The sequence below is a fragment of the Citrobacter sp. Cpo045 genome (genome assembly GCF_030332875.1).
Classification (GTDB): domain Bacteria; phylum Pseudomonadota; class Gammaproteobacteria; order Enterobacterales; family Enterobacteriaceae; genus Citrobacter; species Citrobacter portucalensis.
The window spans coordinates 357,910-369,722 of the sequence record NZ_JAOWGZ010000096.1 but is presented as its reverse complement, the minus strand read 5'-3'; the positions used below and the strand labels follow the sequence as shown (position 1 = coordinate 369,722).

13 protein-coding genes are annotated in these 11,813 nt (G+C 48.1%); 4 read left to right on the top strand and 9 right to left on the bottom strand.

The features are described 5' to 3' along the window. Positions 1 to 61: 61 nt before the first annotated feature. On the bottom strand, positions 62 to 1,363 hold the full coding sequence (gene rstB / locus OGY13_RS13375; RefSeq protein ID WP_060682245.1) for a two-component system sensor histidine kinase RstB: 1,302 nt from the start codon (positions 1,361 to 1,363) through the stop codon (positions 62 to 64). A 230-nt stretch (positions 1,364 to 1,593) separates the two neighbouring features. Then, on the bottom strand, positions 1,594 to 2,112 hold the full coding sequence (locus tag OGY13_RS25050; protein WP_103014909.1) for a hypothetical protein: 519 nt from the start codon (positions 2,110 to 2,112) through the stop codon (positions 1,594 to 1,596). A gap of 234 nt (positions 2,113 to 2,346) precedes the next feature. Here OGY13_RS25050 and OGY13_RS13365 point away from each other — a divergent pair, with 234 nt between their 5' ends. Next, entirely contained in the window at positions 2,347 to 2,703 is a 357-nt protein-coding gene (locus tag OGY13_RS13365; protein WP_213752260.1) for a DUF1294 domain-containing protein, read from the top strand. A 13-nt stretch (positions 2,704 to 2,716) separates the two neighbouring features. Here the strand turns inward: OGY13_RS13365 and OGY13_RS13360 are convergent, their stop codons facing one another. Beyond that, positions 2,717 to 3,508, bottom strand: a complete 792-nt coding sequence (locus OGY13_RS13360; protein ID WP_079933995.1) for an MBL fold metallo-hydrolase — start codon at positions 3,506 to 3,508, stop codon at positions 2,717 to 2,719. A gap of 189 nt (positions 3,509 to 3,697) precedes the next feature. Between OGY13_RS13360 and OGY13_RS13355 the strand changes: the two genes are divergently transcribed. Together OGY13_RS13355 and OGY13_RS13350 are read left to right on the top strand one after the other, a co-directional pair. After that, entirely contained in the window at positions 3,698 to 4,540 is an 843-nt protein-coding gene (locus OGY13_RS13355) for an aminoglycoside phosphotransferase family protein (RefSeq protein ID WP_213752189.1), read from the top strand. A gap of 120 nt (positions 4,541 to 4,660) precedes the next feature. After that, positions 4,661 to 5,689, top strand: a complete 1,029-nt coding sequence (locus tag OGY13_RS13350) for a HoxN/HupN/NixA family nickel/cobalt transporter (protein WP_137377877.1) — start codon at positions 4,661 to 4,663, stop codon at positions 5,687 to 5,689. A gap of 52 nt (positions 5,690 to 5,741) precedes the next feature. Here the strand turns inward: OGY13_RS13350 and OGY13_RS13345 are convergent, their stop codons facing one another. Continuing rightward, positions 5,742 to 7,082 (bottom strand): L-cystine transporter, encoded by a 1,341-nt coding sequence (locus OGY13_RS13345; protein WP_213752190.1) that lies wholly within the window; start codon positions 7,080 to 7,082, stop codon positions 5,742 to 5,744. 246 nt (positions 7,083 to 7,328) lie between these two features. Continuing rightward, positions 7,329 to 8,072, bottom strand: coding sequence for a two-component system response regulator RstA (gene rstA, locus OGY13_RS13340; RefSeq protein WP_057095100.1), 744 nt, complete (start codon positions 8,070 to 8,072; stop codon positions 7,329 to 7,331). Positions 8,073 to 8,189: 117 nt separating this feature from the next. Here rstA and OGY13_RS13335 point away from each other — a divergent pair, with 117 nt between their 5' ends. Continuing rightward, positions 8,190 to 8,525 carry a GlpM family protein gene (locus tag OGY13_RS13335; RefSeq protein ID WP_008784705.1) on the top strand — a complete coding sequence of 112 codons (336 nt, stop codon included), beginning with the start codon at positions 8,190 to 8,192 and terminating at the stop codon, positions 8,523 to 8,525. On the opposite strand, the gene folM is transcribed toward OGY13_RS13335, so the two are convergent. The 4 genes from folM to OGY13_RS13315 form a co-directional block, all read right to left on the bottom strand. Further along, positions 8,522 to 9,244, bottom strand: a complete 723-nt coding sequence (gene folM, locus OGY13_RS13330; RefSeq protein ID WP_048214244.1) for a dihydromonapterin reductase — start codon at positions 9,242 to 9,244, stop codon at positions 8,522 to 8,524. The genes OGY13_RS13335 and folM overlap by 4 nt on opposite strands. A 255-nt stretch (positions 9,245 to 9,499) precedes the next feature. Next, a complete protein-coding gene (locus OGY13_RS13325) occupies positions 9,500 to 9,979 on the bottom strand; it encodes a hypothetical protein (RefSeq protein WP_048235422.1) in 480 nt (159 codons plus the stop codon). Positions 9,980 to 10,032: 53 nt separating this feature from the next. Beyond that, positions 10,033 to 10,560 (bottom strand): hypothetical protein, encoded by a 528-nt coding sequence (locus tag OGY13_RS13320; protein ID WP_079933999.1) that lies wholly within the window; start codon positions 10,558 to 10,560, stop codon positions 10,033 to 10,035. A 45-nt stretch (positions 10,561 to 10,605) separates the two neighbouring features. After that, positions 10,606 to 11,745 (bottom strand): hypothetical protein, encoded by a 1,140-nt coding sequence (locus OGY13_RS13315; protein ID WP_213752191.1) that lies wholly within the window; start codon positions 11,743 to 11,745, stop codon positions 10,606 to 10,608. Between the last annotated feature and the right edge of the window lie 68 nt (positions 11,746 to 11,813).

Below are 11,813 nucleotides of genomic sequence, written 5' to 3'. Positions count from 1 at the left end.
TTAGTTACAACATACTTTTTTATAGCACAACATTCACCGCCTGGCCACCGAGCAGAATAGGTCAGGCAGCCGAAATTTCAGGAATGTTATGCCAGACGGGCCAACGGAAAGTAAACCGGGCGCCGCCAAGTTCACTTTCATCACAGACGACCGTCCCTCCCATAGCCAACGCTATTGAGTGGACGATGGCTAACCCAAGCCCACAACCCCCGGTCGCTCGGTCACGGCTGGGGTCAAGGCGTACAAACGGTTCAAAAACCTGTTCGCGAGCGTCTGGTGCAATACCGGGACCGTCGTCTTCCACTACCAGCGTGGCTTGATTGCCGTTCAGCAGCAGACTGGCTTGCACCGTTGACTGGCAATAGCGTAGGGCATTATTCAGCAAATTATCCAGGACCCGCTCCATCAGACGCATATCCAACGCGCCGTAGTCGCCAGTTTCGAGATGACGTAATTGCACCGCACGGTCAGGATTTACGCTTTGCACATCCTCCAGATGGGTGGTTAACCAAGCAGGCAGGTCCGGTACGCTGAGTTTCAGTTCATTTTGCGGGCGATCCAGGCGGGCGTAGGTCAGTAACTCTTCTATCAACGCTTCCAGTTGGCCGATATCACGATTCAGCGCCTGAGATTCCTGCTCGGTGAGGTTATCACTCATTTCCAGCCGGTAACGTAAACGTACCAGCGGGGTACGAAGCTCATGGGCAATACCATCGATGAGCTGTTTTTTACTGGCGATCAGCGCATTGATATTGTCGGCCATTTGGTTAAACGCTACGCCCAGGCGCTCAAAGCTGGAACCGCTGTCAAAATGAAGGCGTTCACTCAGATGTCCTTCACCAAAACGTTGTGCGGCGGATTCGAGTCTGAGCATTTCCTGCCAGTGCGGGCGCATCCAGATCAGTACCGGGAAGGCCAGTGAGATAGCAATAAACGCCATCAGCGCGATGTCCAGCAAGCGCATTTGATGGAGAAAATAGAGGTAGGGAACCGGACCGACGGCCAGCACATAATGGCTGCGAGGAATGCGTTGAATGAAGGTGTATTGATCGTCAAGTGCCACAATATCGCCTTCGCGCAAACGCTGCATGGTTGGGGCATCCAGTGTGTACTTATTCAGCGGTTCAACGCGCAGGTCAAATGAGAGGTTTAAATCCATCTCCTTCAGCGTCTTACCCCAGTCGCGTGGCGGGATTTCGCGTAGTTCACTGCGCATCAGGTACAACGAGCTTTTCATCAAATCGTCGAGCGACTGTCTGCCTGCGCGTTCTGCGGTGAATTTGTATACCAGACCGACCAACAGGGTCATCACCAAAAAGCAGACAAACAGCAGGAGGTAAAACTGCACAAACAGTTTCTTCATAAAAAATCACCGAACGCTCAATAAGTTAGCGAGTGCACGTGTCCCACAGGGGAAAAGTGAGCACAGCGGTATCCGCCGATGCGTGGGTTCAAAAAGGTTCTCCGATCACCATCCGGCGTGCTTGTCCACGCAGAGTACACTGTATATCTCTTTTCTGCATTCTTATGGCTCCTACGGGCGCGGAATGACCTTTCGCTGGATCACGCATTGCTTTCTACGCTGTAAGTTAATCAAAATCGGGATGGGGTTGTTCTGGCGTATGTCACGACCGCACCTAAAAGGTTACTTCGTTTCTCAACGTAGATGGTGTTGTTATATTCGTAGTTACCTTCGGGATAGCAAATTCTGATGTTAGTCCCGAGATCCGGATCGTCAACATCAGCCCCCGAACAGCTTTTAGAACTTCCTGTAGCATAGACGTATGTGGCGGTATAGGACGAGGGGACACCCGGAATGAACCAGGTTATCGCCATAACCATGATCACTGAAAACAGCACCATGGCAATGCTGATGCCACCAAATAATTTCAGATAGGTTTGGAAGGGACTTTTTTTCATTATCCCATTACCTACCAGAAATAAGGTAATTAACAATGACACTGCCAGAGAAATAAGCATGAGGTATTTGGATGTGAGCGGGTAGAGAAATGTCGCTCTGTAAATCGTTACCTTCCACCAGTAAAAGAGAAATATTGCACCGAGAGATGAGACGGTAACAAAAAACAAATATGGATATGAGTATTTTCTCATCCTTGTGACTCCAGAACAATTTCTCCATTTGGGTTTAATAAATTACCATTTGTTTTGAATAATGAAAACGGCTCTCTTGTTTGAATTGTTAGGTACCCCGCAGACCAGAGAATTTGCGCTATCTTTGGGGATATAGGCATAATAATAAAAGGGATATTCTCACCCGTGGCAGGGATGACTGACCTTGCGTATAATGCGTGCCGATACCTCCTGAAAAGTGCTGTGACTGAAAATATGAATCTCAATCGCTGTTGTTATTCGCTACTCATTTTTGCAGCGGTCGGCTGCATTTTCACCGCTTATCCTCTTGTTATATGGTTTCTACTCGCCAACGTTCTGACGCTGCTGTTATACGGCGTGGACAAAATGGCGGCACGCAAGGACTGGCGCAGAGTGCCGGAATCCACATTGCTGGTGTTTGGCGTTGTGGGCGGGTGGGGCGGCGCGATAGCGGGTCAACAAATCTTTCGCCATAAAACACAAAAGCAGCCTTTCAAAACCTACTTTATTATCAGTGTGATAGTCAGTATTTCTGTGATGGGCATGATTTATAAGTTCTATCCATTTTTCCTTCCTGAGCATGGTTGGTGAATAAACTGCCGGTTTATTTGAGGCAGGAAATATATTTTTCACCTGAACGGCGCACAATTTCATCGGCATTTTGCGTAATATCTTTACCTTCAAATGCGCCGTAAAGTTGCTTAAATTTCACTGTTCTCAGGCGTTGGATGATGTCGCTGACGGTGGCGGCTGGCAACGGTAGCATATTGGGGTAGCTCCACATAAATGAGACTGCATGGGCACCTGGTGTAACTTGAACGATGTCGCCAGAAAGCACCACGCCTTCGTCACGCGCCCAGTGCAGGACGCAGCCGCCAGCAAAGTGCCCGCCGAGACGTATCATCGTGACGTCACGGGTTAACTCAATGGTGTCGCCATCCCAGAATCTAATCCACGGGCTGTCACGCATTACCCACCTTCTGTCGCTGGCATGAAGGTAAATCGGCGCGCTAAATTCCGCAGCCCAGTCCTGCATGGTGGTGTAGTAATGAGGATGCGAAATCGCGATAGCCTTAAGGCCGCCAAGGGACGTTATTAGCGTTTTTGTGGCATCGTCGAGCGTGGCAATGCAGTCCCACAGAATATTTCCTTCTGGGGTACGCACAAGAAACGCGCGCTGATCAATTGCAAAATCAGGAACGGTGCGGATGCTGAGGAGGGTACTGTCGTGTTGCTTCCACTTATTTGTATGCGATGCACACAGGGTGTCAAAATCGATCCATTTCTGCCCGCTTGTGGGGACATATTGACGTTCATCCAGGCAGATATCGCAATGTTCCGGATGGGCGCCAGTTACCTCATAGGATGTTCCACAGGTTTTGCATAACGTGATCATCGTGTCCTCCTCATATACCGAACACAGTCAGCATGGCACACAGATACACAAGGATGTGCCTGTTAGTGCTCTACCCGATAAGTCAGTGATGATGGAAGTGGGGGTTGTGGCTCAACCAAAAGAAAACAGGAATAATGCCAACACGGATCCTTTTGATTACCATCTTCCAGAGAAAAATGAGGATATTGTTTGGAAAATCGTCTGTTCAACACCTGGCTCAACCGTTGGGGGCTCACTCCAGATGGTGAACCGTTTGAAACGCACACATCGCAGCTTTTGCCTGTGGTGGTGGTCAAGGACGGGCAGAAAGCCATACTAAAGATCACCGATGATGACAGTGAACGGATCGGCTGTGAACTCATGGTCTGGTGGAACGGAAATGGCGCAGCGAAAGTACTTGCTCATGCAGCAGGGGCGATTCTGCTGGAACGTGCGACAGGGACAGAGTCTTTAGCGGACATGTCCTGGACTGGCAACGATGCGCAGGCCTGTCGCATTATTTGCCATGCTGCCAGTAGACTCCATCTCTCCCGAAATGCGTCTACGCCTGCGTTAACACCTCTGCACCATTGGTTTCGCGATCTGGCTCCTGCCGCGAAAAAGCATGGCGGTATCCTGACGCGTTGTGCTGCGGTGGCAAACGTACTGCTATCCTCACCCCATGATGCAGTCGTATTACATGGCGATCTACACCACGGCAATATTCTTGATTTCGGAACGAGAGGATGGCTGGCTATCGATCCCAAAGGGCTGGTGGGCGAGCGTGGCTTTGATTACGCCAATATCTTTACTAATCCCGATCTTGCCGAACCTACCAGACCTGTCGCCATTGAGCCGGAAAGATTCACGCAACGAGTCAACATTGTGTCTGAAATCGCCAGAATTGAACGGCAGCGTTTACTGATGTGGATTGTTGCCTGGTGTGGGTTGTCGTCCGTCTGGTTTCTGCAAGAGGGTGACAGCGCAACGGTACCTCTGCGTATTGCGGAGCTAGCGATGGCAGAACTTGCTTCAGGTGGTAATCAACTTTGATCTACGACACTGGGTTAGTAATTCTTAAGAGTTATCATTAGCCTGGTAAACGTTGTATTAATCAATTAATGAACGGCGGTGTGGTGTGTTGTTGAGCGAAAATTTGACAGGCCGGAAACAATGAACGCATTGTTTTCATTATTAAAAAAACGCCCGAATATTCTTTTGTTGATGGTCTTACTCATCGGGGCAAACATCGTAGCGTGGCTGTGGGCTTTCACCGCGTTTAGCAACAATACTTCCTTATTGGCACTGAGTCTGATTGCGTGGTGCTATGGTTTGCGCCATGCCGTCGATGCCGATCATATCGCCGCGATAGACAGCGCGACGCGTAAACTCATGCAGCAGAAAAAACGTGCCCTGACAACGGGGGCCTGGTTTTCTCTGGGACACTCTACCATTGTGGTGCTAGCCAGCATTGGCATTGCGCTAACTACCAGCGTGTTTAAGCAACATATGGCATGGTTTCAGAATGTCGGTGGTCTGATCGGAACTACGGTTTCTGCCGTATTTTTGCTGATTCTGGCTGCCATCAATCTCATTATTTTCTGCCAGGTCTGGAAGGCATTCCGCCATCTTAAACGCACCGGTACTTACGATGGCACCACGGAAGACATTACAGTTTCAGGCCCTCTGAACTGGCTTTTCCGCTCAGCGTTTCGGCTGGTAGGTAAAGACTGGCATATGTATTTTGTCGGCTTTCTGTTTGGTTTGGGTTTTGATACCGCCACTGAAATTTCTCTGCTGGGAATTTCTGCTTCAAGCGCGTCCAGCGGCATGTCGATTTGGTCAATTCTCGTTTTCCCGGCGCTGTTTACCTGCGGTATGGCGTTAATTGATTGTCTCGACAGTATTCTGATGGTTGAGGCCTACGGATGGGCGTTCAATAAGCCGCAACGTAAGCTCTATTACAATATGACCATTACCGGGACTTCCGTGATTGTTGCGCTATTTATTGGCGGGCTGGAGGCGCTGGGACTTCTCTCTGACGCGTTTTCGCTTCAGGGTGGTTTGTGGGATACCGTCAGCAATTTGAGTGACCATATGGGGAATGTCGGTTTTGCGATTATTGGCGTCTTTATCGGCTGCTGGATTATCTCCGCCGTAAACTACCGTTGGAAAAAATACGACGGACTGACGTTTAGTTGACACGAAAGAAAGCCTTCCAGGAACAGGAAGGCTTTGATCTTTTTAGGACTGACTAATTCGCGTTCACGGGTTGTGGTTTTTCAGCACTCTTTTTCAGGAGCCTGTTAGCCAGCACGCCAGACATCATCGAACCGTTCACGTTTAATGCCGTTCTGGCCATATCGACGACAGGCTCAATAGCAATGAAAATCCCCACCAGCGCGACCGGGAAGTTCAGCGTTGAAAGGACGATCAGCGCAGCAAATGTTCCGCCACCGCCGACACCCGCCACCCCAATAGAACCCAGCGCAATCGCAGGCAGCATGGCGAGTAAAAAATGTACTGATAGCGGATCAATCCCAATTGTTGGAGCAATCATCGCCACCATAATAGCCGGATAGATCCCGGCACAGCCGTTTTGACCCATGCTGGAGCCGAATGAAGCTGCAATATTAGCTATGGTGTTTTGCACGCCAAATTTTTCTTGTGCGGAAATAGCCAGTGGAATAGATGCTGCACTGCTGCGTGAAACAAATGCAAAGGTTAAAACTGGCCAGACAGTTTTAAAATAGTGAACGGGATTATTACCGCTCAGAACCAGTATCAGTGCGTGGACGATAAACATCATCAGAATCGCAAGGTAACAGGCAGCAATAAAGCCTAACAGACTGGCAAATTGTTCAAATCGATACGCGGAAAATACGCCTGCCATTAATGCCATCACACCATAAGGGGTGAGGGCAATAACGATACGCACCATTTTCATCACCCAAATCTGGATAGCGTTAATGCCAGCACCTAATTTTTTACCTTCTTGCGGGGCGTCTTGTTTAACCTTTAATAATGCCACGCCGGCAAGCAGGGTGAAGATAACAATGCCAATGACGGAAACGCTTCTGGCTCCTGTTAGATCAAGGAAGATATTCGTTGGGATCAGAGATGTAACCAGTTTAGGCAGTGAAATGGCGGCAGTTTTACTCACATCGTCTGCCGTCAGTGTGGACTGCATATGAACAAACGCACTGGCGTCCAGACCTAATACATGTGCAGTCAACAGCCCAATAAAACCGGCAATCATTACCAGACAGAGCATGCATCCGACAATGGTTAACGACATTTTCCCAATGCCAGCGCTGTTTTCGAGCTTATTAATGGCTGAGAGAATAGAGATGAAAATCAGCGGAACCGCAACCAGCTTCAGTAAATTAACATAACCGTTGCCGATAACATTATACCAGTCGATAACTGTTTTACTTTCGTCAGCAGCAATGAGATGCAGGGATAAGCCGATAACGGCACCCATAAAAATAGCGATGAAGACGCTTTTTGAAAGAGAGTGACTTTTTTGGTTGATTCTAAAAATTGCCCATGAACAAACCAAAAAGAACGCGATATACGCGAGCGTTACGAACATATTGTAGCCTCTTGCCTCATTCAGCACCTGAAATGCCGGAAAGAGATTTGTTAGTGCGAAAAAAACCTATGAACCATAAGGGTTCAGGACCGCGACGGATTATAGGGAGGGGGGAGGGTGACAGCCACACAAAAAGTGTGGAACGGCGTCGGATGGCGTTTATATGCCTGTTCTGTAGACGATTTTACGTGACGGTGTAACGTATTGTGAACAATCCCGCCGACCAATGAGATCGGCCCGGTTGGATTACTTATGAGGCTCGTCGTCCCAGGCGTGCGGTGCGAACAGATAACCTTTGTTGCGTACCGTTTTGATTCGATAGGGTTCAGTCGCGTTATCGAGAAGTTTTTTGCGTAAGCGGGAAATCGCGACATCGACGCTGCGATCCATACCGTCATAACTTACGCCACGCAGGTTTTTTAGCAACGCATCACGGTCCATAATCTGCCCGGCATGGGTTGCCAACTCCCACAGTAATTCAAAATCAGCGGTGGAAAGAGAGATTTGCTCGCCGCCGAGCAGCACGGAGCGGTTGGTGGGATCGATAGTGAGTGTGCCAAAGCGCAGCGTTGTGTGCGGTGTGATGGTTGCCGCTTGAATGCCTTTAGACTGTGCTGAGTGTTCATTCTGGCGCAGGTGCAGGCGCAGGCGAGCCAGCAGCACAGCTGGCGGCGTTGTCTTCAGGATGTAGTCACAGGCGCCCATTTCCAGCGCCAGGATATGGTTCATGTCGCTGTCCAGCGAGGTGAGCAGAACAATCGGGCCTTGCCAGCGTCCGCGTAAATCGCGGCAGATAGTCATCCCGTCTTTGCCCGGCAGCATGATATCTAATAACACCAGATCGGGTTGAACGTGCAGGATTTTCTCCTCGGCCAAATCACCACGAGGTTCAAGGATAACCTCAATATCATGCCGGGCCAGATAGGCTGCAATCAGTGAGCCAACTTCGGGATCATCTTCAACAAATACGATGGTGTTCATATCATTCATTTTGAATATAAAACGCCAACATACACCGCCCCGGTTTTTCCTTCCATTAATCTTTTCTAAACAAGAACGCTTCCGTTATGCTAGAGGCTGATGTTATTGATGTGTTAAGGCAGAGTGATGGGACTCGTTATAAAAGCGGCGCTCGGTGCGCTGGTGGTGGTGTTGATAGGTTTGCTGGCGAAAACAAAGAATTACTATATTGCTGGATTAATTCCACTGTTCCCGACGTTTGCGTTGATTGCCCACTACATCGTGGCCAGTGAGCGTGGGATCGAGGCGTTACGTACAACCATTGTATTCAGTATGTGGTCGATTATTCCCTATTTTGTCTACCTTGTTTCACTGTGGTATTTCACCGGTTTTATGCGCTTACCTATCGCGCTCGGCGGTGCAGTAGTGTGCTGGAGCCTGAGCGCGTGGTTGCTGATCTTTTGTTGGATCAAACTGCACTAACGCAGATGGCGCCCGCCATCAAGGGCAAAACTACGTCCGGTGACAAAACAACTGGTTAGTAGGTAGTCAATTAAATCAATGACCTCTTTTTCACCAGGCGCGGTTTTCATCAGTGATTTGTTTAGTGCCTGCTGGCGATACTCTGCATCGTCGCCCTCGTTAAACAGGATAAGTGAGGGGGCAATCGCGTTCACTTTCACTTCCGGTGCCAGTTTGCGCGCGAACGAGCGGGTCATATTATCCAGCGCCGCTTTGCTGGCAGCATAAGCAATGTGTTTGTCGCTGCCACGCTCCACAACATAATCCGTAAAATGAATGATGTCGCTGGCTGCGTGCCCATGACCGCGTAGCAATCCTTCCAGCGCGTGGTTGAGCAGGTAGGGCGTATTGACGTGGATCTGCATCATACGTGACAGTACTTCGCTAAGCGGTGTGCCGGGTTTTTCGGCGACCCAGGCGCTGGCATTATGCACAATGGCGCGCAAGCCATCCGTCTGCGCTTTGACCTCATCAGCAAAGGCCAGTACGCCTTCATCCGTGGAAAAGTCAGCCGGGATACAAATCGCGCCCGCTTCTCGCAGGCCGTCAATGGCAGGATAGTGAGTTCGGTAGCTGACGATAACTGGCTGTTTTTGGTTCAGAAAGTGCCATGCGACGGCGAGGCCGATACGACGACCACCTCCGGTGATAAGAATTGGCAAAGGAGGTTTTTTACCCATTGTTATACTCAGGCTCCGTTAAAAACAGCATCTTACAAGAAAAAGGGTGTAAGTGGTGTAGTGATCAGTACAAACTCATGTGTACACAGTAGCACACAGGAATAAAGTCGTTGGGGTTTGTTACAGCATCCTGATTTAGCGGCGAGCACATTTTAGTCGGGCTATAGTCGAAGGAGTAATAGAGAGAGGGGGATTAACGTAATAGAATGATTAGTCATTAAAAAAGGGAACCAGAAAACAGGCTCCCCATTGTAGCTATGTTTTCCTAAGCTCTCTCAGTTTATCCATTATTTTATTGAATTCTTCTGTGAACTTTCTGTGATCTCTTTCTTCTGCTTCTTGCATAATACGAGCGGCTTCAAGCCTTCTTGCTTCAATCAATCTTTGTTCTCGTTCTTTAATCTGAATCTTCAATCTCTGTTCAAATTCTGATATGTCGATAGAAGCAACAATCACCGGATTCTCTAAGAGTTGGTAGAGTGGGGAAAATAAATCTGAATACTGATCTACAGCGTCTTCTGGCGGTGGTGAACGATAGAAGGTTAAACCTTTTCTCCATCGTGATAGTTGTGCATAGTTCAGCTTAGGTTTCTTGCCTGTGCCTTCATACGCCTCTTTCACAGCATCTAACACAGCGGCAGGTTTTACGTCCTTGCTTATCTTTAACGCTTCTTTCATTCGGCGTTCTTGTGGCTGTGTGCTGTCTCCGAGTAAGATCAGATTTACGTTCTTCATTGTCTACCCTTAAATGATTAAGGAAGCATGATAATACACACAGCCTCTTGTGTTCAATCTGATGGCTTCCAATTAGGAAAGATAGCCATCATCATCTCTATTGCTTTCTGTTTTGCCCGTGTTGCTGCCTTCTCTGCAAAGGCTTTTAGTTCAGCTTGTGATTCTTCTTCGATACGTTCGACGATACCCGCAAAAATGGCTTTCTGATTGTCCTCAGAAGCGATAGAAGCAATAACCTGATTTTGTTGCTGTGACGCTCTCAGTTCCGCTGTGAGACGGGCAACTTCTTCCTTTAGCTTTTCTTCTGTGCTCTTACTGGGGGACTGCTGAAATCGTGCGGGAATTTCTCCGAGATCATCGGCGAAAAACTTGTTTAACCATCGCTCTTGTAAACGGCAGCCAGCAGATGCATTTAACCATTTGAGGAAAAAACGGAGATTTACATGACCTTCTTTTACAGCAAGGCGTAGCTTTTCTAATTCAATACCACGCTGAACAGAGACACCTGCTTCATTGTTTGGCTTCTTGAATGGTTCAAGATCAATAAGTTTTAGAAAATCTGCTGCTGTTAAAACTGACATAATTATTTCCTCTAAAAAGGCTGGATTGCTCCAGCCTCATTTAGTTTAGATATTCCAATACAAGATGACACTATCACCGAGTTTATCGTTATACACGGTAGTCGCTGGAGTGGCTGGGGTAATCGTTGATGCTGGAACAACGTGAACCACGACAGGAGGATTTACAGGCGTCGCAGGAGTCAGAGGAGTTACGGGTACAACGTGTACGACAACAGGAGTTGGTTGTGGCGGAGTGATATCGGTGATTGTTTTCACTTCACCCGTTTTCAGATTTTCTGCCTTCTCTGCATAGTGACTAGGGCCATATGCCCCAACAGTTGCTATGCCAAGTGAGTTGACTGAAGTTTCGATTGCATAACCATCTTCTTTAGCTACGCCCTTAGAGAAACCATACCCAACAGTCTCATTTCCAACATAACCACGAAGGTGAGTGATTGTGAGATCACCTTCTTTCACCATAACATTATGAGTACGCATGGTTGGTGCAATCACTGTTGATGCTACACGAGTCAGGTCAGCATTTTTGAGCGCGTGGGTAGTTTTCACTGCGTTGGATACATCGTTGTATGCAGTGACTGTACCAAAAGCCTCATCACCTTCTTTAGTGCCGTGAATCGACAGGCCGCCAACACCTTCAACATAGCTATGATCGGAGAAATGCGTTACATCACCGTTCGTCACGTCAACCGTGTGGGAACGCATTTCAGGCGACACAACAGTTGATGCTGTTTTGGTCACACCATCACGAGTAACTGTTGAGGTACGAACCACACCTGTTTCTTGACTGATTGTGGTTGTCGCAGAATATTGTTCATTAACACCGTTGTAGGCAATGTTTTTAGTAACGACACCATCTTTCACACTGATGGAACGTGTCGTGTTATCTGCAATGGGGTGATCGCTCATATTGATGGAGCCTTTAGAGAATCCTGTGAAGCCACCACCTGCATTCATGCGCTCCGCAAAGTGACCACCAAACGAATGACCACTAAAAGCATGACCAATGTTACCACCATGGCCATGGCCACCAAAATTGTGACCGCCCATACCTCCATGGCCACCGTGACCATGAGCAAAAGCAGACATTGGAAGAACTATTAATACTGCAACCACTGATTTCTTAAACATTTTAATACTCCATTTAGGATTAATAGGGGGTGTCATCATTAATTCTTTATTTATCATTTTGTTTGTCCTTCAATGACTAAATACTGCCGACTACATAATTAATCGATGCAGTAACAGCTATTAAT